Raw genomic sequence first — 20,298 nt, forward strand, 5'->3', positions numbered from 1 at the left:
TCAGGCCGCCTGACGTTCCAACAGCTCCTTCAGGTAGCGGGAAGCCCGGTCGTCGGACACGTTGGCCCACGCAGCCTCGCCGCTGAGCCTCGTTACCAGTATCCCGTCGTCGGGGTCCATCGCGCCCTTCAGGTAGTCCCGAACCTGGGCCGCCGTCTGAGTGGTTCCAATAATCCAGGTCGACTCCAGAGGGCGACACCAGACGCTGTAACTTCTGAGCCTCTCGTAGAGGGCCTGATAATCCCGCTGCTCGCGCAGGTCGTAGTCGACTTGATAAATTCGCATGCTTTATCGCCTCTCATAACGAACAGGTTCTATAGCACTGCGGCAGGTGGCGGCCTGCCGCAGACCTTCGGGCCCTGACTGAGAAGTTATAGAAGATCTACTGTGAAGCCAGCGCCCTCAAGAACGCTACCTGCGGCGGCGGCTACTGTCAATGCGATCGGGGCACAGTAGAGTTGCTATCAGCTATGAGAGCGGACAGCAAAACAGCGGCACTCCTCAGAACTCCGCCATTCGCGCTGCCTGGGGGCTGCGTTGGCACCAGCTGGGCACCGACCAGACGGGGTAGCTGGGTTGGGCTCTTTTCGGCGGGCTGTACGCGCGGCCCAATGGGTCTGCGGGCCAGTTCCTTCGCCTCGTCCCACGCAGCGGCAGGCACGCAGTGTCTAGCCGCGAGGGGCAATGTGGTTTGCGTGATGCCAGAACGGAGGCCTTGGCTGGGCCGCTCGCGGTCGGTGACCAACACGTAATTTCAAGAGCGCCGTGTGTATCATCGAGTAGCGGGTGCACCTCTCATGGAAGGCCCTGTCGGTGGCGCCCTTCAGTCGACGTCAGTGGGGATATTCCCACGCGTGGTCCTTGCGCTCCCTCGTCCCATCGTGTTCGCGAAGGAGCGACTGCAGCCCCCTTATCCTGCACGCCGATTCGATGAGCCTAACGGTGCGTTCCGCGGTGAAACTTCGTGTACCCCTGAAAGCAGATCGGCCACCGTTTGCCACGGTGGCGCATCGGTTTTGTCTCTAACCTCTTCCAAATTGGGACGGAAGAGTCTCGAACCTTTTCCAACTGTCTCAAACCTTATTCCACCGATCCATCTGCGCCTGACCGGGCCCCTGCTATTCCACGGTCACGGATTTGGCGAGATTCCGCGGCTGGTCCACGTCCGTGCCCTTGAGCACGGCGACGTGGTAGGCGAGGAGCTGCAGTGGGAGCGTGTAGAGGATGGGCGCGGTGACCTCGTCCACGGCCGGGAGGGTGATCACCCGATAGCCGTCGTCGTCGCGGGGGGCGGTGGCGGCGTCGGCGAACACGTAGAGGCGACCGCCGCGGGCGCGGACTTCCTGCAGGTTGGACTTGAGCTTCTCCACCAGGTCGTCGCGGGGGGCGACGGTGACCACGGGCATCTCGCTGTCCACCAGCGCCAGGGGGCCGTGCTTGAGCTCGCCCGCGGGGTAGGCCTCGGCGTGGATGTAGGAGATCTCCTTGAGCTTGAGCGCCCCCTCCATGGCGATGGGGTACTGCACGCCGCGGCCGAGGAAGAGGCTGTGGCGCTTGTCGACGAAGTCCTCGGCGAGGGTCTCGATCTCCGATTCCAGCGCAAGCACCTCCTCCATCTGCCGCGGCAGGTGGCGCAGCGCCTGAACCAGGGCCTGCTCGCGCTCGGCATCGAGCCCCTGGTGGCGGCCTGCCGCGATGACGGTGAGCAGCAAAGCCGTCAGCTGGGTGGTGAAGGCCTTGGTGGAGGCGACGCCGATCTCGGGGCCGGCGCGGGTCATCAGCACCAGATCCGACTCGCGCACCAGGGAGCTCTCGGGCACGTTGCAGATGGCGAGGGTCGCCATGTAGCCCATGCGCTTTGCCTCGCGCAGGGCGGCCAGGGTGTCGGCGGTCTCGCCGGACTGGGAGATGGTGAGGAAGACCGTGCCCTCGGGCACGACGTGGGTCCGGTAGCGGAATTCGCTCGCCACCTCCACGTCGCAGGGCAGCCCGGCGATGCCCTCGAACCAGTACCGGGCCACCAGGCCGGCGTGGTAACTGGTGCCGCAGGCGACGATCTGCACGCGCTGGGCACGGTCGAGCACCGCGGTGGCCTCCGGCCCCAGCGCCTCGGCCAGCACCCGGCGCTCGGAGACGCGGCCTTCCAGCGTCTCGGCGATCGCCCGCGGCTGCTCGTGGATCTCCTTGGCCATAAAGTGGCGGAAGTTGCCGCGCTCGGCAGCCTCCGCAGTGAGCTCGGAGGTCTTGATCGGGCGCTCGACCCGGCGGCCGTCGCGGTCGTAGATGGTGACGGACTCCCGCGTGAGATCGGCGACGTCGCCCTCCTCCAGGTAGATGAAGCGCCGGGTCACGGGCAGCAGGGCGGCGACGTCGGAGGCGATGAAATGCTCGCCGATGCCCACACCCACTACCAGCGGGCTGCCCTGGCGGGCGGCGATCAGGCGACCGGGCTCGCGCCGGCTGATGACGCCGAGGGCGTAAGCACCGTCCAGGGCGCGGATGGCGTGGCGGGTCGCGGCGAGGAGGTCATCCCCAACCTCGAGGCCGGCGTGGATCTCGTTCACCACCACCTCGGTGTCCGTCTCCGAGCTGAAGACGTAACCGCGGCCCTCGAGGTCGCGGCGGATGGCCTCGTGGTTCTCGATGATGCCGTTATGGACGATGGCGACGTCGTCGCGGGCGACGTGGGGATGGGCGTTCGCCTCGGTGGGCGCGCCGTGGGTGGCCCAGCGGGTGTGCGCCAGGCCGGTGTGCCCGCCAAGGGGCGTCGTCGCCTGGGTGTCGGCCAGCGCCGCGACCTTGCCCACGGCACGGTGCCGGCGCAGGGCGCCCTCGCCATCCAGGACCGCCAGGCCGGCCGAGTCGTAACCTCGATATTCCAGGCGCCGCAGACCTTCAAGCAGGATGGCCGCAACATCACGTTCCGCGACCGCGCCGACAATTCCGCACATGGTGTCCCCCTTGCGGGGGAGTTCAAGGTTCAAAGTTCAAAGTTCAAAGTCGAGACGCCGGCTGGCGCGGTGCTTTGAACTTTGAACTTTGAACTTTGAACTACCCCCTATCCCTTGTCCGATTTCCGCCGCCAGCCCTCGATGGTTCGCTGCCGCGACCCGGTCACGGCGAGGGCGTCGTCCGGCACGTCGCGGCGCACGGTGCTGCCGGCGCCGATGGTGGCGTGCGCGCCCACCGTCACCGGCGCCACCAGCGCGGTGTTGGAGCCGATGAAGGCGCCGTCGCCGATCACCGTGCGGTGCTTGGCGGTGCCGTCATAATTGCAGGTGATGGTGCCGGCGCCAACATTGACGCCTTGGCCGAGTTCGGCATCCCCCACATAGGAAAGGTGATTGATCTTGCTGCCGGGCCCGACCTCAACGTTCTTGGTCTCCACGAAATTGCCGACCTTCGCGTTCTCCGCGAGCCGGCTCCCGGGGCGCAGCCGCGCGAACGGGCCCGCGGCCGCTCCCGCCGCCAGCACGGCGCCGTCCAGCACACTGTGGCCGGCGATGTGAACGCCCGCCTCCAGCCGGCAGTCGCGGAGCAGGACGTAGGGGCCGACGGTCACGTTGTCCCCCAGATGCACTTCGCCCTCCACGACGACGCCGACGTCCAGGAAGCAGTCCCGCCCCACATGCAGCTCGCCCCGCAGGTCGAACCGCGCGGGATCGGCGAGCCCTAGACCCTCCTCGCGCATCAGGCGATGCGCCTCGCGCCGCTGCCAGGCCCGTTCCACGCCGGCGAGCTGGGCGCGGTCGTTGACGCCCTGGACTTCCCAGGGATCAGGGCAGGCGACCGGGTGCACGGCGGTGCCCTCCCGCCGCGCCAGGGCGATGACGTCGGTGAGGTAGTACTCCCCCTGGGCGTTGTTGGCGTCAAGGCTGTCGAGCCAGGCCCGCAGCCGGCCCGCCGGCAGGCACATGAGGCCGGTATTGATCTCGCGAATGGCGCGCTCGTCCTCGCTGGCATCCTTTTCCTCGACGATGCCGGCCACATCGCCGCCAGCATCGCGCAGGATACGGCCGTAGCCCGTGGGATCGTCCAGAGTGATGGTGAGCAGGGCGGCGTCGCCGTCGCCGGCGGCCGCACAGAGCCGCTCCAGGGTGGCGGGGGTGATCAGCGGCACGTCACCGCAGAGCACCAGCACGCGGTGGCGCTCCGGGATCGTGGGCAGCGCCTGGGCCACGGCATGCCCGGTGCCGAGCTGCTCGGCCTGCAGCGCCCACTCCAGATCGTCGTCGATCAGCGCCGCCCGGACCCGCTCGCCACCGTGGCCGTAGACCACGTGCAGGGCCTCCGGCCGCAGGGCACGGGCGGCATCGAGGACGCGCTGCAGCATCGGCCGCCCGCCCACCGGGTGCAGCACCTTGGGCAACGCGGAGCGCATGCGCTTGCCCTCGCCAGCGGCGAGGACGATGACACTGATCGGGGAAGCGGGCATGCGCACTCCTGCGATGGCTCCGGGACGGAGCGCAGTGTAGCCGGCCGGTCGCAGGGGGCGGAAGGGCGGGCGGCAGCTGCCTGCCGCCGCCGGGCGGGGGTTGCGGTCAGTTGCCGCGGCGCTTGCGGAGCTTCTCGATGGTGCGCAGCTGGGCGGCGGCCTCGACCAGCTCGGCCTGGGCGCGGGCGTAGTCCATCTCGCCGCTGCGGTCGCGCAGGGCTTCCTCGGCCCGCCGCTTGGCCTCGGCGGCGGCCGCCTCGTCGATGTCCCGGGCGCGGGTGGCGGCGTCGGCGAGGATGGTCACCACGTGGGGCTGGACCTCCATCATGCCGCCCGAGACGTAGTAGAACTGCTCCTCGCCGCCCTGCACGCGCACCGTGACCTCACCGGGCTGCAGCTGCACCAGCATGGGGACGTGCCGGGGCAGTATGCCCACCTCGCCCTCGGTGGCGCGGGCCAGGATGAACTCCGCCGTGCCGGAGAAGATCGACTCCTCCGCGCTGACGATGTCGATGTGCATGGTCATGGCCATATCGCTACCTGGCGTTGCGGGCCGTTCGGCCCCGGACTCACAGCTTGCGTGCCTTCTCGGCGGCCTCGTCGATGGTGCCGACCATGTAGAAGGCCTGCTCCGGGAGGCTGTCGTACTCGCCGTCAACGATGGCGCGGAACCCGCGGATGGTCTCCTTCAGCGAGACGTACTTGCCCGGGGAGCCGGTGAACACCTCGGCCACGAAGAACGGCTGCGACAGGAAGCGCTGGATCTTCCGCGCCCGGGTCACGGTGAGCTTGTCCTCCTCGGAGAGCTCATCCATGCCGAGGATGGCGATGATGTCCTGCAGCTCCTTGTAGCGCTGCAGGATGGTCTGCACGGCGCGGGCGCAGTCGTAGTGCTCCTGGCCGACGACCTGCGGGTCGAGCTGGCGGGAGGTGGAGTCCAGCGGGTCCACCGCCGGGTAGATGCCGAGCTCGGCGATGGAGCGGGCCAGCACCACCGTGGCGTCCAGATGGGCGAAGGTGGTGGCCGGGGACGGGTCGGTGAGGTCGTCCGCGGGCACGTACACCGCCTGGATGGAGGTGATGGAGCCCTTCTTGGTGGAGGTGATGCGCTCCTGGAGCACGCCCATCTCCTCGGCGAGGGTCGGCTGATAGCCCACCGCCGAGGGCATGCGGCCGAGCAGCGCGGAGACCTCGACGCCCGCCAGGGTGTAACGGTAGATGTTGTCGATGAACATCAGCACGTCACGGCCCTCGTCGCGGAAGTACTCCGCCATGGTCAGGCCGGTGAGCGCGACGCGCAGGCGGTTGCCCGGCGGCTCGTTCATCTGGCCGTAGACCAGCGCCACCTTGTCGAGGACGTCCGAGTCCTTCATCTCGTGGTAGAAGTCGTTGCCCTCGCGGGTGCGCTCGCCGACGCCGGCGAACACCGAGTAGCCGGAGTGCTCGATGGCGATGTTGCGGATGAGCTCCATCATGTTGACGGTCTTGCCCACGCCGGCGCCGCCGAAGAGGCCGACCTTGCCGCCCTTGGCGAAGGGGCAGAGCAGGTCGATCACCTTGATGCCGGTTTCGAGCAGCTCGGTGGAGCCCGCCTGCTCCTCGTAGGAGGGGGCCTTGCGGTGGATCGGCATGCGCTCTTCCTCGCCGATCTCGCCGCCTTCGTCCACCGGGTTGCCCAGCACGTCCATGATGCGGCCGAGGGTCTTCTGGCCCACGGGCACGGAGATCGCGCTGCCGGTGTTGCTCACCGAGACGCCGCGCTGCAGGCCGTCAGTGGTGCCCATGGCGATGGCGCGCACGGTCCCGTCGCCGATCTGCTGCTGCACCTCCAGCACCAGCTCCTTGTCGTCCACGCGCAGGGCGTCGTAGACGTTCGGCACGGCATCGCGGGGGAACTCGATGTCCACCACGGCGCCGATGATCTGGACGACCTTTCCTGAACTCATAGCTCGGTTCCTCTTCGCAAATTCGGACTGTCCGGGTGTCGCGGTCGGCGCGGCCTAGACCGCCTCGGCGCCGGCGACGATCTCCGAGAGCTCCTTGGTGATCGCCGCCTGGCGGGCCTTGTTGTAGGCAAGCTTCAGATCGTCGATGAGGCTGCCGGCGTTGTCGGACGCCGACTTCATGGCGACCATCCGCGCGGCCTGCTCACAGGCGATGTTCTCGACCACCGACTGGTAGACCAGCGACTCGATGTAGCGCTCCAGCAGCAGGTCCAGCGCCTCGGGTGCCGAGGGCTCGTAGATGTAGTCCCAGCCGTGGCGGGGGGCGGCCTCTTCGTCCTCGCTCGCCGGCAGCGGCAGCACGGGCTCCAGCGTCGGCTGCTGGGTCATGGTGTTGACGAAGCGGTTGTAGCAGAGCACAAGACGGTCGATCTCGCCCTCGGCGTACTGGTCCATCATCACCTTGACCGTGCCGATGAGATCCTGCAGGTGCGGCGTGTCGCCGAGCTGGGAGGTCTCACCCACCACCGGCGCACTCAGTCGGCTGAAGAACTGGATCGCCTTGGAGCCGATGGTGCACAGGCGCGCCTCGCGGCCGTTGCGCTGATCGTCCCGCAGCTCCCGCAGCACTGCCCGGAACAGGTTGTTGTTCAGTCCGCCGCAGAGGCCGCGATCGCTGGAGACGATGATGTAGCCGACCCGCTTGACCTCCTCGCGCTCCTGCAGGAACGGATGCCGGTACTCCGGGTTGGCCCGCGCCAGATGGCCGATCACCTGACGCATCTTCTCCGCGTAGGGCTGGGCCGCCTCCATGCGCCGCTGGGCGCCACGCATCTTCGAGGCGGCCACCATCTCCATGGCCGTGGTGATCTTCTGAGTGTTCTGGACACTCTTGATCTGGGTGCGGATCTCTTTTGCGCCGGACATGCCGTTGCCGCCCTATGCCGTTACCAGGAGCCGTTGGCCTTGAAGTCTTCCAGGGCGTTCTTCAGCCCCTCGGCTACCTCGTCGGTGTACTCGCCGACCTCGTTGATCTTCTTCACCAGCTCGGCGTGGTTGGCGCCGATGTGCTGGTGGAGCTGCTCCTCGAAAGCGGTGACCTTGGAGACCTCGACTTCGTCGAGATAGCCCTCGTTCAGCGCGAACAGCGACACCGCCATGTAGGCCACGGACAGCGGGCTGTACTGCTTCTGCTTCAGGACCTCCATCGCCCGCTGACCGCGCTCGAGCTGCTTGCGGGTGGCCTCGTCCAGATCCGAGGCGAACTGCGAGAACGCCGCGAGCTCGCGGTACTGGGCCAGCGCCAGGCGGATGCCGCCGCCGAGCTTCTTGATGACCTTGGTCTGCGCCGAGCCGCCGACCCGGGAGACCGAGAGGCCGGCGTTGATGGCCGGACGCACGCCAGCATTGAACAGGTCCGACTCCAGGTAGATCTGGCCGTCGGTGATGGAGATGACGTTGGTCGGCACGAAGGCCGAGACGTCGCCCGCCTGGGTCTCGATGATCGGCAGCGCCGTCAGCGAGCCGGTCTTTCCCTTGACCTCGCCGTTGGTCCGGCGCTCCACCTCGTGGGCGTTGATTCGCGCGGCCCGCTCCAGCAGCCGGGAGTGCAGGTAGAAGACGTCACCCGGGAAGGCCTCGCGGCCGGGCGGCCGGCGCAGCAGCAGGGAGACCTGGCGGTAGGCGACGGCCTGCTTGGAGAGGTCGTCATAGATGATGAGCGCGTCCTCGCCGCGGTCGCGGAAGTACTCGCCCATGGTGCAGCCGGCGTAGGGGGCGATGAACTGCAGCGCCGCGGACTCGGCGGCGGCGGCCGCCACCACCACGGTGTGCTCCATCGCGCCGTGCTCTTCGAGCTTGCGCACCACGTTGGCGATGGAGGAGTTCTTCTGCCCCACCGCGACGTAGATGCACTTAATCCCGGTGCCCTTCTGATTGATGATGGTATCGACGGCCACCGCGGTCTTGCCGGTCTGGCGGTCGCCGATGATCAGCTCGCGCTGGCCGCGGCCGATGGGCACCATGGAGTCGATGGCCTTGAGGCCGGTCTGCACCGGCTGGTCCACCGACTGACGGGTGATCACGCCCGGCGCCACCTTCTCCACCGGGGCACTGCCTTCGGCCTTGAATTCGCCCTTGCCGTCGATGGGGGCGCCCAGGGCATTCACCACGCGGCCGAGCAGGCTCTCGCCCACCGGCACCTCGAGAATGCGGCCGGTGGTCTTGACGCTGTCGCCCTCGGACAGATGGGAGTAGTCGCCGAGGATCACCGCACCGACGGAGTCGCGCTCGAGGTTGAGCGCCATGCCGTAGGTCTCGCCCGGGAACTCCAGCATCTCGCCCTGCATGGCATCGGCGAGGCCGTGGATGCGGACGATGCCGTCGGTGACGCTGACCACGGTGCCCTCGGTCCGGGCCTCGGCCACCGCCTCGAAATTCTCGATGCGCTGCTTGATGAGGTCGCTGATTTCCGTCGGATTGAGTTGCATCTCTGTTCCTCTTAGCGGCTGAGGGCGCCGGTCAGACGGGTAAGCCTGCCGCGCACCGAACCGTCGATGACCATGTCGCCCGCGCGCACGATGGCGCCGCCGATGAGCGATTCGTCGATTTCCGAAGCGAGCGTGACCTTGCGCTCCAGGCGGGTGGAGAGCGCCCCCTCGAGGCGCTCGCGCACGCCCTCGTCCACCGGCTGGGCGGTGATCAGGCGCGCCTCCAGGGTGCGCTCGTGCTCCGCCCGCAGGGCCCGGTACTGGGCCGCGATCTCCGGCAGCAGGAGGATGCGGTCGCGCTCCACCAGCAGCCGGATGAAGTTGCGCACGGTCTCGCCGAGGTGCTCGCCGCCGATGTCGATGATCAGCTGGGCCTTGCGCTCGTCGTCCAGGCGCGGACTGCGCAGGGCGGCGGCCACCCGTTCGTCGGCGACCACGGCCGCGGCCAGATCGAGCGCATCGGACCAGGCGGGGAGCTCCTTGCGCTCCCGGGCGAGGTCGAACACCGCCTCGGCGTAGGGCCGGGCGACGGTAGTGCTCTGCGCCATGGTTGCCTGCCTCAGAGTTGCTCGGCGAGCTCGTCGAGCATCGCCTGGTGCGCCTTGGCGTCCACCTCGCGCTCGAGGATGCGGGAGGCGCCGAGGATGGCGAGGTCCGCGACCTGCTTGCGCAGCTCGGTACGGGCCTGGTTCACCTCCTGCTCGATGCGCGCCTCGGCCGCCGCGCGCTCGCGCTCGGCGACGGCACGCGCCTCCTCCCGGGCCTCATCCACGATGGAAGCGCCCTGGCGGTTGGCCCGCTCGATGATCTCGTTGGCCTGTTCCTTGGCCTCGCGGATCTTCTCCGCGGCCTTCTTCTGCGCGAGCTCGAGCTCGTGCTGGCCGCGCTCGGCGGATGCCAGACCGTCGGCGATCCGCTTCTCGCGCTCGCTCATGGCCTGTTTGATCGGCGGCCAGACGAACTTCATGGTGAACAGGATGAACACCAGGAAGGTGATCATCTGTCCGATCAGCGTTGCGTTGATGCCCACGGTCTACGCTCCCGGTTGCTGGCTCGTTGCGATTGCCCTGCGTTGGCCGTGGCCTAGCCGAGGGCGGCGAGCAGCGGGTTGGCGAACATGAGCAGCGCGGCGAAGGCGACGCCGATGATGGCGAGCGCGTCGAGCAGGCCGGCAACGATGAACATGCGCACCTGGAGCAGGCCGGTCACCTCCGGCTGACGGGCAGCGCCCTCGAGGAACTTGCCGCCGAGCAGACCGAAACCGATGCCGGTGCCGAGGGCAGCGAAGGCGAAGATGAGACCGATGCCGATGGCGGTGAACGCCTGGACCTGAGCGATGGCTTCCATGATTCCTCCCGAGTGGAGACTTTGGCGTTGGGGTTGAGAGTTAAGGGTGATCGGCCGGGGCCGCGGTTCAGTGCTCCTCGTACGCCAGGCTCAGATACACGACCGTCAGCGTCATGAAGATGAAGGCCTGCAGCGGGATCACGAGGATGTGGAAGATCGCCCACGCCGTGCCCGGGATCCACTGGATCCAGAACGGCAGCAGGGCGATCAGGATGAAGATCATCTCGGCGGCGTAGAGGTTGCCGAACAGTCGCAGCGCCAGCGAGACCGGCTTGGCGATCAGCTCCACCACGTTGAGGATGATGTTGGGCAGCCACAGCAGCGGGTTCCGGCCGAAGGGATGGAACAGCAGCTCCTTGCCGAAGCCGCCAAAGCCCTTGCCCTTGATGCTGTAGATGATGATCAGCGCCAGCACCGTCAGCGACAGGCCGAAGGTCGCGTTCATGTCCGCCGAGGGCAGAACGCGCAGGTACTCGATCCCCATGGCCATGGCGATGTTCGGCAGCAGGTCCACGGGGATGAGGTCCATCAGGTTCCAGAACAGGACCCAGACGAAGATGGTCAGCGCCAGCGGCGCGACGAACTCGCGCGGCCCGTGGAAGCTGTCCCGTACCTGCTCGTCGATGAAGTCGACACAGGCCTCGATGACGTTCTGCAGCCCGCTCGGCACGCCGCTGTGGGCCTTGCGCGCGACGCTGTAGAACAGACCGAGGAAGATCAGACCGGTGATCCAGGAGAAGATCAGCGTGTCGATGTGGACGGTCCAGAAACCGCCCTCGCCGATCTTCAGGTGCTCGAGGTGGTGCTGGACGTATTCGGTGGCCGAGCCAGTCGCCATGAGTGCCGTGTCCCCTTGCCTCGTTCAGTCGATGTCGCCGAGCAGCACGAACCAGTAGGCGGTCAGTGTCGCCGCGAGGGTCGTCACCAGCGGCACCGCGTTGTCCCGCAGGACGTACACCGCCGTGAAGATGAGGCCGGTCCCGAGGAACAGCTTCATCATCTCCGCGCGGTAGAAGGCCCCCAGGACCGCCTTCGGGTCCGCGTTGCGGCCGCGGGCGCCCAGCCGCGCGGCGAAATAGAAGGTCAGCGCGGCACTGATACCGCCGCCCACCAGCGCCGCGAGCGCTGCCGTCAGGCCACCGGCCAGTGCCCAGACCGCAGCCCCTGCGAGCGCGATGGCGAGTTGCAGCCGGGCGATGCGCCCCGCAACCCTCATGAGCACGGATGTCTCCTGCCGGCGACCTCGCAAGGCCGCCGAAGTATAGGGAAATCCCCCCACCGGTTCAACGAATGTGCTCGAGGATCCCGTCCAGCTCGTCCAGACTGTTGTACTGGATCACGAGCCGGCCCTTGCCGCGCTGCCCGTGCTGGATGCGTACGCTGGCGCCGAGGCGCTCGGTGAGGTCCTCCTGGAGCCGGCGGATGTTGGGGTCGGGGCGCTTCTCCTCGCGCTGCGGCCCGCCTTCCAGCAGCTGGCGCACCAGGGCCTCGGTCTGGCGCACCGTGAGCCCCCGCTCGGCCACCTGACGGGCCGCCTCGGCCTGGCGCCCCTCGTCCAGGGCAAGCAGCGCCCGGGCATGGCCCATCTCCAGGGTGCCGTCCGCCACCAGCGCCTTCACCGCCGGCGCGAGCTCCAGCAGTCGCAGGAGGTTGGAGACGCTCACCCGCGAGCGCCCCACCGCCTCCGCGACGGCCTGGTGGGTCATGCCGAACTCGCCGGTGAGGCGCTTGAGCGCAGTGGCCTCCTCCAGCGGGTTCAGGTCCTCGCGCTGGATGTTCTCGATCAGCGCCACCGCGATGGCGGCCTCGTCGGGGATATCGCGCACCAGCGAGGGGATGGTCTCCAGCTCGGCGAGCTGCGCCGCCCGCCAGCGGCGCTCGCCGGCGATGATCTCGAAGCGCTCGCCCCCCGGCAGCGGCCGCACCACGATGGGCTGCACCACCCCCTGGGAGCGGATCGAGTGGGCGAGCTCCTGCAGCGCGGCGGGGTCGAACTCGCGCCGCGGCTGGTAGCGGCCGCGCTCGAGCCGCTCCAGGGGCAGCTCACGCAGCTCGCCGCGTCGCGCCGCCTCGGCGGCATCCTCGGGAACGCCCCCCAGGAGCGCGTCGAGCCCACGACCGAGTCCGCGCCGGCGGCTGTTCATGCGCGCATCTCCTGCATCGGGCCCTGCTCCGTCATGGGGTTGTTCCTGGCCATCGCCGCTATCCAGCCGTGGCGAGCCCCGCCGCGCCCTCGCGGCGGAGCAGCTCCGAGGCGAGCGCCATGTAGGCGATGGCGCCGCGCGAGGTGCGATCGTACTGCAGTGCCGGCAGGCCATGGCTCGGGGCCTCGGCCAGGCGCACGTTGCGCGGGATCTGGGTACGGTAGACGCGGTCGCTGAAGTGCTCGAGCAGCTGCGCCGCCACCTGATTCGCCAGGTTGTTGCGCGGGTCGTACATGGTCCGCAGCAGACCCTCGATCTGCAGCGACGGGTTCACTGTCTCCTGCACCCGGCGGATGGTATCGAGCAGCGCGGTCAGCCCCTCCAGGGCGTAGTACTCGCACTGGATGGGAATGAGCACCGCATCCGCGGCCACCAGGGCGTTCACGGTGAGGATGTTCAGCGACGGCGGGCAGTCGACGACGATGTAGTCGTAGCGCTCGCGCAGCGGCGCCAGCACCTCCTGCAGGCGCCGCTCGCGCCCTTCACGCGCCTCCATCAGCGCCACCTCGGCGGCGGTGAGATCGCCATTGGCGGGCAGCAGGTCGAAGCGGCCGGACTCGGCCGGGCGGAGCACCGCCTCCACACCGCACGCGCCCACCAGGAGCTCGTAGTTGGTCCGCTCGAGGGCGTCCTTGTCGAAGCCGGAGCCGACGGTGGCATTGCCCTGCGGGTCCATGTCCACCAGCAGCACGCGGCGGCGGTTCGCCACCAGCGAGGCGGCAAGGTTGACGCAGGTGGTGGTCTTGCCGACGCCACCCTTCTGATTGGCCACGGCGAGGGTCCGGCTCATGACGCTGTCCTGTGCTCGGGGCCCGAGTCACCCAGCACCAGCAGATGGCGCTCGGCGTCCAGGCCCGGTACGGCGAGACGTTGCACGCGGCATGATACGCCCTCCGTGGAAAGGGCGGCCAATTCCATCTCGTCCCGCCGGCCCTTCATGGCCAGCGCCCGACCACCGGGCGCAAGCAGCCGCGCCGTCCCGCGCCAGAACGCGAGCGCCTCGCTGAAGGCCCGGCAGATGACGACGCCGTACGGGCCGCCGGTGTGCTGCTCGAGACGCTCATGGGCAACACTCACCTGCGCGAGGTCGAGCTCCAGGACCGCCTGGCGCAGGAAGCGCGCCTTCTTGCCGTTGCTCTCGAGCAGGGTTATCGGCCGCCCGGGCGCCATGATGGCGATGGGCAGACCCGGCAGACCACCGCCGCTGCCGACGTCCAGCAGCGGACCGGCGGGCAGATGCGGGATCACCGCCAGACTGTCCAGCAGATGCCGCTCGACCATGGCCTCGGGATCGCGGATCGCGGACAGGTTGTAGACCCGGTTCCAGCGCGCCAGCAGGTCCCGATAGGCGAGCAGGCGCGCCGCAGGCGCCGGGGAAAGCCCCAGGGCCTCCAGCCCCTCGGCGAGACGGGCCTCGGCGCTCGCCGCCATCAGGCGCTGGCGCGCTCGGCGCCCCGGCGCAGGTGCACCAGCAGCAGCGACAGCGCCGCCGGCGTCACACCCGGGATGCGCCCGGCCTGGCCCAGCGTCGCCGGGCGATGGGCGGCCAGCTTCTCGCCGACCTCCGCAGACAGTCCGGACACCGCCCGATAGTCCATGTCCGGCGGCAGCGGCCAGTGCTCGTGGCGGGCGGTGCGCTCGATCTGGGCCTGCTGGCGCTCGAGGTAGCCCGCGTAGCGCGCCGCGATAGTGACCTGCCGGGCGACCCGCGGATCGCCGACGCCGGGCCCTGCGCCCGGCAGCGCCATCAGCGCCGCGTAGTCCACCTCCGGGCGCCGCAGCAGGGCGAGCAGATCCTGCTCGCGGGCGAGCGGAGCGCCCAGCACCGCCGCACCGGCGTCGCCGCCCAGCGCCCCGGGATGGATGACCGTGCGCGCCAGGCGCGCGGTCTCATCGTCGATGGCGCCCCGGTAGCGCTCGAAATCCGCCCAGTCGGCATCGGCGACCAGGCCGTAGGCCCGGGCCACCGGCAGCAGCCGCAGATCGGCGTTGTCCTCCCGCAGCTGCAGCCGGTATTCGGCGCGGCTCGTGAACATGCGGTAGGGCTCGCGGGTGCCGCGGGTGGTGAGATCGTCCACCAGCACGCCGAGATAGGCCTCATGGCGGGCGGGTCGCCAGGGCTCTGCCGCGCGCACGCTGGCTGCCGCGTTGAGCCCGGCCAGCAGCCCCTGGGCCGCGGCCTCCTCGTAGCCTGTGGTGCCGTTGATCTGCCCGGCAAGCCACAGACCGGGCAGGTGCAGGCTCTCCAGCGTCGGCGCCAGATCCCGCGGGTCCAGATAATCGTACTCGATGGCGTAGCCGGGGCGCGTGATCACGGCCCGCTCGAAGCCCCGGATACTCCGTACCAGCGCCTCCTGCACATCGAACGGCAGGCTGGTGGAGATGCCGTTGGGGTAGACCTCGGCGCTGTCGAGGCCCTCGGGCTCAACGAAAATCTGGTGGCTGTCGCGGTCGGCGAAGCGCACCACCTTGTCCTCGATGGACGGGCAGTAGCGCGGCCCCACCCCTTCGATCTCGCCGCTGAACAGCGGCGAGCGGTCGAGCCCGGCCCGGATCAGCTCGTGGCTGCGGGCGTTGGTCCAGGTGATGTGGCACGGCACCTGGCGTGGATGCTCGTCGCCCCGGCTCCAGCGCGAGAAATACGGTGCCGGCGCGTCTCCCGGCTGCGGCTCGAGGGCATCGAAGTCTATGGAGCGGGCGTCGAGGCGCGGCGGCGTGCCGGTCTTCAGCCGCCCGACCCGCAGCGGCAGCTCGCGCAGGCGCGCGGCCAGGGCGTTGGCGGGCGGGTCGCCGGCGCGACCGCCGGCATGCTGACGGTCACCGACGTGGATGCGGCCACCGAGGAAGGTACCCACCGTCAGCACCACCGCCTGCGCGCGCAGCGTGAGCCCGAGGCGGGTCTTCACCCCGGTGACCCGCCCGGCCTCGACCACGAGGTCCTCCACCCCGTCCTGGAACAGGGTGAGGCCAGGGATTCCGTCGAGCAGCCCGCGTACCGCCTGGCGGTAGAGCTGCCGGTCCGCCTGGGCACGGGTCGCCTGCACGGCGGGCCCCTTGCGGCGGTTGAGGACCCGGAACTGGATGCCCGCACGGTCGATGGCCTGGCCCATGATCCCGCCCATGGCATCGATCTCGCGCACGAGATGCCCCTTGCCGATGCCGCCGATGGCCGGGTTGCAGCTCATCTGGCCGATGGCGTCGAGGCTCTGGGTCAACAGCAGCGTCCGGGCGCCGGCCCGTGCCGCCACGGCGGCGGCCTCGGTGCCAGCGTGGCCGCCGCCGACCACGATAACGTCATAGGGGTTGGAGGCAGTCATGGCTTCGGTACACAGGGCGTTGAATGGCCGCGGAGTTTAGGCAAGGCGAGGGCGTTTTACCAAGCGTTGTTTCACGTGGAACGCGGTCGCATCCCTGGGTGCTGTATCCATGACGGCGTCGGACAGCGGCCGGGCACAGCGGTAACAGCTTCCACGTCTGGTGCCGGGGGCGTTCAGGGCCTGCCCCTCGCGGGACACGGCGTGAATACCTCCCTGTAGCCTCGGATGCGGCATCCCTGCCGCATACGGTCCCGCGAGGGGCAGGCCCTGAACGCCCTCAGACCGCCGCGGCTGGCCAGTCTCCAGGAGACCTCGGCATCCACCCACGGCGGCTGCCGACCCGCTCCGTTCATGCTCTGTAGCGCGGCTCTCTGACGAGCCGGTCAGCCGCGCTACCCACGCCGCGGAAGATGCCACCACCGCTGGAGGTGCGGGTGGCGGCGGGCGACATCGCGGATTCCGCCTGCAACCGGAACGGTTCCGGGCGCTGACCCCGATCCGCGCTGCGCGCACTGGTACCGCCTTCCGCGACAGCGAGAATGCGACCATGGCCAAGCCAGACTCGCAGTCAGGAAACTACTTGCCGATGCAGAAGCTCGCGAAGATGCGGCCAAGGAGGTCCTCGGTGGTGACCTCCCCGGTGATCTCGCCGAGGCGCTGCTGGGCCATGCGCAGGGACTCCGCCACGAGCTCCTCCCCGGCGCCCGCCTCGGCGGCGGCCTGCGCCTCGGCCAGGGCCTCGCCGGCAGTATCCAGGGCCTCCAGATGCCGGCGGCGCGCAGTGAACGTGCCGACCTCGCCATCCGCCCCCATGACCGAGCGCAGGTGCGCCCGGAGCTCATCCATGCCCGCGCCCGTGAGCGCGGAGACCCTGAACCCGTCCTCGTCGGCGGGTCCGGCCGGATGCCCGCTCAGGTCGCACTTGTTGCGGACCAGGGTCGTCGGCCGCGCTGGGAGCTCCGTACGCAGCCGTGCCACGGCCTCCGCCGGGTCGCGGTCATCCACCACCAGCAACAGGCGATCGGCTTGCGCCATGGCGGCCTGGGCGCGGCGGACGCCCTCGCGCTCGACGGCGTCCCCCGCCGGCCGCAGCCCGGCCGTGTCGAGGACGCGCAGGGGCAGGCCGTCGATATGCAGATGCTCATCGATCACGTCCCGCGTGGTGCCGGCGATCTCGGTGACGATGGCGGCATCCCGCTGCGCGAGGCGATTCAGGAGGCTGGACTTGCCGGCGTTGGGACGACCGGCGATGACCACGGTGAGGCCCTCCCGCAGCAGCTGCCCGCGGCCGGCGGCGGCCCGGGTGGCAGCCAGACGCTCCGCCAGAGCCGCGAGACGGTCAGGCAGCGGGTCGTGGCTGAGCCCCTCCAGGGGTTCGTCGGCGAAGTCGATGCGGGCCTCGAGCTGGACCCGCTCCTCGGCGAGCGCGTCGGTCAGGGCGTGTACCTGGCCTGCCAGCTCGCCCTGCAGCGAGCGCATGGCCGCGCGCGCGGCGGCTTCGCTGCGCGCGGCGATGAGATCGGCCACCGCCTCGGCCCGGGAGAGGTCCATGCGGCCGTTCAGGAACGCGCGCTCCGAGAACTCGCCGGGTCGTGCGAGGCGGGCGCCGAGGGCCAGCAGGCGCTGCAGCAGGCGATCCAGCACCACCGGGCCGCCATGGCCCTGGAGCTCGACCACGTCCTCGCCAGTCAGCGAGTGCGGGCCGGGAAAATACAGCACCAGCCCCTCGTCGATGGCCTCGCCGGCGGCATCCCGGAAACGGCGCAGCGCGGCGTAGCGCGGTGCCGGGAGCGGGCCCGCCACCGCGGCCGCTAGCGCTGCCGCGGCAGGGCCGGAGAGGCGGACGACGCCGATGCCGCCCTGACCGGGGGGCGTCGCGACGGCGCAGATGGTCTCCGCACCGCCGGCAGCGCCCGAGCCGTCAGCCATTGCGCGACTTGTCCGCCGCCTCGATGCGACGGGTGATGATCCACTGCTGGAGGATGGACAGACTGTTGTTGGTCACCCAATAGAGCACCAGGCCCGCCGGGAAGAACATGAAGAACACCGTGAACACCAGCGGCAGGGCCATCATGACCTTCTGCTGGATCGGGTCCATGGGCGCCGGGTTGAGCTTCTGCTGCAGGAACATGGTCGCGCCCATGATCAGCGGCAGCACGTAGAAGGGATCACGCACGGAAAGATCGTCGATCCAGAGAATCCACGGCGCCTGGCGCAGCTCCACGCTCTCCAGCAGCACCCAGTACAGCGCGATGAACACCGGAATCTGCACGAGGATGGGCAGACATCCCCCGAGCGGATTGACCTTCTCCTTCTTGTAGAGGGTCATCAGCTCCTGGTTCATCTTCTGGCGGTCGTCGGGGTAGCGCTCGCGCAGGCGCTGCATCTCCGGCTGCAGCTTGCGCATGCGGGCCATGGAGCGGTAGCTGGTCTCGGAGAGCTTGTAGAACACGAGCTTGATGCCGAGCGTCAGCAGGACGATGGACCAGCCCCAGTTGCCCACCACGCCGTGGATCCAGTCCAAGGCGATGAACAGCGGCTTGGAGATGACCGTGAGCCAGCCGTAGTCGACGGTGAGCTCGAGGCCGGCGGCGACCTCGTCGAGACGGTCCTGCTCCTTCGGGCCGACGAACAGCCGCGTCTCGAACTGCCCCCGCTCGTCCGGTGCAACGGTCCGCCACGGCGAGCTCATGCCGAGGATGTACTCGCCGTTGTTGACGCGGGTGTAGTAGCGCAGGGTTTCATCCCGCGGCGGAATCACCGCCGCCAGGAAGTAATGCTGAATGAACGCCGCCCAGCCGTTGCTGATGTCCCGCGACAGATCCTCGGAGGCCATGTCGCCGAAGTCGATCTTCTCGTACTTCTCGGCGTCGCTGTAGATGACGCCACCGGTGTAGCTGGCGGCGCCGAGGAAGCCCGGCCCCTCGGCATCGGAGCTGCGGCGCAGCTGGGTGTACTGGTAGCCGCGCCACGGCGCGTCTCCCGCGTTCTCGATCTCGTGCACCACGCGAACGACGTAGCTGTCCCGCTCGAGGATGTAGCGCCGGACGATCGTGACGCCATTGTCCGCCGTCCAGCGCAGCGGTACCTCGATGCGGTCGGCGCCGTCCTCCAGCACATAGCGCGCCTGCTCCACCTGCCAGCGGGCCGTGTGGTCAGGGGCGCTGACGCCGTCGCCGACCAGCCCAGCCTGGGCCACGAAGAGCAGATCGCGCGTGTCCTGAAGCAGGTGATAGGGGGTCGGGTCGTCCACCGACACGGTGTGCTTCAGCAGCCGCGCCGAGCGGATATTGCCCCCCTCCGCGGTGATCTCGAGCTCGAGGAGGTCGGTGACCACCTCAACCCGCTCGGCATCGCTGTCCGGCGTCGTTTCCGTGCCCTCGGCCGCCGGGCGGTCGCGTCCCCCGCCACCGGCGGCTTCCGGGGCGTCCGGCGCCGCCCCCTGCTCCCCAACGCCGGCAGACTCGGGTGCCGCGCCTGGCGTCGCCCCCGGCTCGGACTCGGCACTGCGCTCGGCCACGGGAGCGGGCTGACTGGCCGGGCCGTAGTCCTCCTGCCATTGCGTCCAGATGAGCAGCAGGACGAGTCCGAGGGCCATGAAGAGGAAGATGCGTTGATTGTCCATCAGTGCTGACTGTCCGGATCCGAGTGGGGGACGGGATCGAAGCCGCCGGGATGCCAGGGGTGGCAGCGGAGCAGGCGGCGGAGCGCAAGATAGCCACCGCGCATGACACCGTAGTGATCGAGTGCCTCGATGGCGTAGCTGGAGCAGGTGGGGTGGAAACGGCAGTGGTGCCCGAGCAGCGGGCTGATCAGGTAGCGATAGCCACGTACCAGCGTCGTCAGGATCCTGCGCATCGCTGAGCCATCCGTCTCCAGAGCCGGTCGAGCGCGGCGGCAAGCTCGGCATTGCCGGCGTGGCGTGCCGCGGGCCGGGCCATCACCACCGCATCCACCGCGGGCAGAGCCGCCCGTTGCGCCCGAAAGGACTCCCGCACCAGCCGCTTCAGACGGTTGCGGTCGACGGCCCGTGGCGCAACCCGACGCGAGATGGCGAGCCCGAGCCGTGGCTCCGGCGCTCCCCCCGCGGCAAGCAGGGTGAAGTAGCGATCGGCAAACCGCTCAGCGCCCTGAAATACCCGCCGATACTGCGCCGGGCGAGTGAGCCGTGCGCTGCGCGGAAACGCCCGGGTACCGGGCGGCGGCACCGGCAAGCTCAGGGCGTGAGGCGCGCCCGGCCCTTGGCGCGCCGGCGCGCGAGCACCTTGCGCCCGTTACGGGTCGCCATGCGTGCACGGAAGCCGTGCGTGCGCTTGCGCTTGATCACGCTGGGTTGGAACGTCCGCTTCATGACGATTGCCGCCTGTATTCCGAATCTTTCATGAAAAGGCCCGGACGGGGGCCCGGGCCGGAAAAACCGAGCCGGCGAATGTACTGCGGGGCGTGTTGAACTGTCAACGAACGGCGCGTCCAGGCGCTGTGGATAACCCCGAGGTCAGGGTATAGACTCTTCCGGCGCGGCTGATCGACCCCACACCCTGGCACGCCAAGAGGACCGCATCC

General features: G+C 69.3%; 21 protein-coding genes. All 21 read right to left on the reverse strand.

Translation table 11 applies throughout. The features are described 5' to 3' along the window. Entirely contained in the window at nt 1-285 is a 285-nt protein-coding gene (locus tag LMH63_RS19270; RefSeq protein ID WP_109678270.1) for a hypothetical protein, read from the reverse strand. Between the two features lie 833 nt (nt 286-1,118). Further along, complete coding sequence (gene glmS / locus LMH63_RS19275) at nt 1,119-2,951, reverse strand: glutamine--fructose-6-phosphate transaminase (isomerizing) (protein ID WP_109678272.1); 1,833 nt, start codon at nt 2,949-2,951, stop codon at nt 1,119-1,121. Between the two features lie 107 nt (nt 2,952-3,058). Further along, nucleotides 3,059-4,435, reverse strand: a complete 1,377-nt coding sequence (gene glmU / locus LMH63_RS19280) for a bifunctional UDP-N-acetylglucosamine diphosphorylase/glucosamine-1-phosphate N-acetyltransferase GlmU (protein WP_109678274.1) — start codon at nt 4,433-4,435, stop codon at nt 3,059-3,061. 106 nt (nt 4,436-4,541) lie between these two features. Next, the gene (locus LMH63_RS19285) at nt 4,542-4,967 is read right to left on the reverse strand and encodes a F0F1 ATP synthase subunit epsilon (RefSeq protein ID WP_109678275.1); all 426 of its coding nucleotides are present in this window, start codon (nt 4,965-4,967) and stop codon (nt 4,542-4,544) included. A 37-nt stretch (nt 4,968-5,004) separates the two neighbouring features. After that, on the reverse strand, nt 5,005-6,381 hold the full coding sequence (gene atpD / locus LMH63_RS19290; protein WP_109678277.1) for a F0F1 ATP synthase subunit beta: 1,377 nt from the start codon (nt 6,379-6,381) through the stop codon (nt 5,005-5,007). Nucleotides 6,382-6,435: 54 nt separating this feature from the next. Further along, nucleotides 6,436-7,305 (reverse strand): F0F1 ATP synthase subunit gamma, encoded by an 870-nt coding sequence (gene atpG / locus LMH63_RS19295; protein ID WP_109678279.1) that lies wholly within the window; start codon nt 7,303-7,305, stop codon nt 6,436-6,438. Nucleotides 7,306-7,325: 20 nt separating this feature from the next. Further along, nucleotides 7,326-8,867, reverse strand: a complete 1,542-nt coding sequence (atpA, locus tag LMH63_RS19300; RefSeq protein ID WP_109678281.1) for a F0F1 ATP synthase subunit alpha — start codon at nt 8,865-8,867, stop codon at nt 7,326-7,328. An 11-nt stretch (nt 8,868-8,878) separates the two neighbouring features. Continuing rightward, complete coding sequence (locus LMH63_RS19305) at nt 8,879-9,415, reverse strand: F0F1 ATP synthase subunit delta (protein WP_109678283.1); 537 nt, start codon at nt 9,413-9,415, stop codon at nt 8,879-8,881. Nucleotides 9,416-9,426: 11 nt separating this feature from the next. Further along, entirely contained in the window at nt 9,427-9,897 is a 471-nt protein-coding gene (locus LMH63_RS19310; protein WP_109678285.1) for a F0F1 ATP synthase subunit B, read from the reverse strand. Nucleotides 9,898-9,950: 53 nt separating this feature from the next. Then, nucleotides 9,951-10,214: a F0F1 ATP synthase subunit C gene (gene atpE, locus LMH63_RS19315; protein ID WP_109678287.1), complete on the reverse strand. Its 264-nt coding sequence runs from the start codon at nt 10,212-10,214 to the stop codon at nt 9,951-9,953. A 67-nt stretch (nt 10,215-10,281) separates the two neighbouring features. Beyond that, complete coding sequence (atpB, locus tag LMH63_RS19320) at nt 10,282-11,052, reverse strand: F0F1 ATP synthase subunit A (RefSeq protein ID WP_109678289.1); 771 nt, start codon at nt 11,050-11,052, stop codon at nt 10,282-10,284. A 24-nt stretch (nt 11,053-11,076) separates the two neighbouring features. Beyond that, nucleotides 11,077-11,430, reverse strand: a complete 354-nt coding sequence (locus LMH63_RS19325; protein WP_229332812.1) for an ATP synthase subunit I — start codon at nt 11,428-11,430, stop codon at nt 11,077-11,079. A 67-nt stretch (nt 11,431-11,497) separates the two neighbouring features. Further along, nucleotides 11,498-12,358 carry a ParB/RepB/Spo0J family partition protein gene (locus tag LMH63_RS19330; protein ID WP_109678293.1) on the reverse strand — a complete coding sequence of 287 codons (861 nt, stop codon included), beginning with the start codon at nt 12,356-12,358 and terminating at the stop codon, nt 11,498-11,500. Nucleotides 12,359-12,416: 58 nt separating this feature from the next. After that, on the reverse strand, nt 12,417-13,208 hold the full coding sequence (locus LMH63_RS19335) for a ParA family protein (protein ID WP_109678295.1): 792 nt from the start codon (nt 13,206-13,208) through the stop codon (nt 12,417-12,419). After that, entirely contained in the window at nt 13,205-13,849 is a 645-nt protein-coding gene (gene rsmG / locus LMH63_RS19340) for a 16S rRNA (guanine(527)-N(7))-methyltransferase RsmG (protein ID WP_109678297.1), read from the reverse strand. Before rsmG ends, LMH63_RS19335 begins: the two co-directional genes overlap by 4 nt. Then, nucleotides 13,849-15,735 (reverse strand): tRNA uridine-5-carboxymethylaminomethyl(34) synthesis enzyme MnmG, encoded by a 1,887-nt coding sequence (gene mnmG, locus LMH63_RS19345; RefSeq protein WP_109678299.1) that lies wholly within the window; start codon nt 15,733-15,735, stop codon nt 13,849-13,851. Before mnmG ends, rsmG begins: the two co-directional genes overlap by 1 nt. 576 nt (nt 15,736-16,311) lie before the next feature. Beyond that, complete coding sequence (gene mnmE, locus LMH63_RS19350) at nt 16,312-17,664, reverse strand: tRNA uridine-5-carboxymethylaminomethyl(34) synthesis GTPase MnmE (protein ID WP_109678301.1); 1,353 nt, start codon at nt 17,662-17,664, stop codon at nt 16,312-16,314. After that, complete coding sequence (yidC, locus tag LMH63_RS19355) at nt 17,657-19,360, reverse strand: membrane protein insertase YidC (RefSeq protein WP_109678303.1); 1,704 nt, start codon at nt 19,358-19,360, stop codon at nt 17,657-17,659. The genes mnmE and yidC overlap by 8 nt, the downstream gene beginning before the upstream one ends. Further along, nucleotides 19,360-19,593 carry a membrane protein insertion efficiency factor YidD gene (gene yidD, locus LMH63_RS19360; RefSeq protein WP_109678305.1) on the reverse strand — a complete coding sequence of 78 codons (234 nt, stop codon included), beginning with the start codon at nt 19,591-19,593 and terminating at the stop codon, nt 19,360-19,362. Before yidD ends, yidC begins: the two co-directional genes overlap by 1 nt. After that, complete coding sequence (gene rnpA / locus LMH63_RS19365) at nt 19,578-19,943, reverse strand: ribonuclease P protein component (RefSeq protein WP_229332671.1); 366 nt, start codon at nt 19,941-19,943, stop codon at nt 19,578-19,580. The genes yidD and rnpA overlap by 16 nt, the downstream gene beginning before the upstream one ends. 8 nt (nt 19,944-19,951) lie before the next feature. Further along, nucleotides 19,952-20,086, reverse strand: coding sequence for a 50S ribosomal protein L34 (gene rpmH / locus LMH63_RS19370; RefSeq protein ID WP_109678309.1), 135 nt, complete (start codon nt 20,084-20,086; stop codon nt 19,952-19,954). Between the last annotated feature and the right edge of the window lie 212 nt (nt 20,087-20,298).

It is taken from the genome of Spiribacter halobius (assembly GCF_020883455.1).
In the GTDB taxonomy this organism is placed as follows: Bacteria; Pseudomonadota; Gammaproteobacteria; order Nitrococcales; family Nitrococcaceae; genus Sediminicurvatus; species Sediminicurvatus halobius.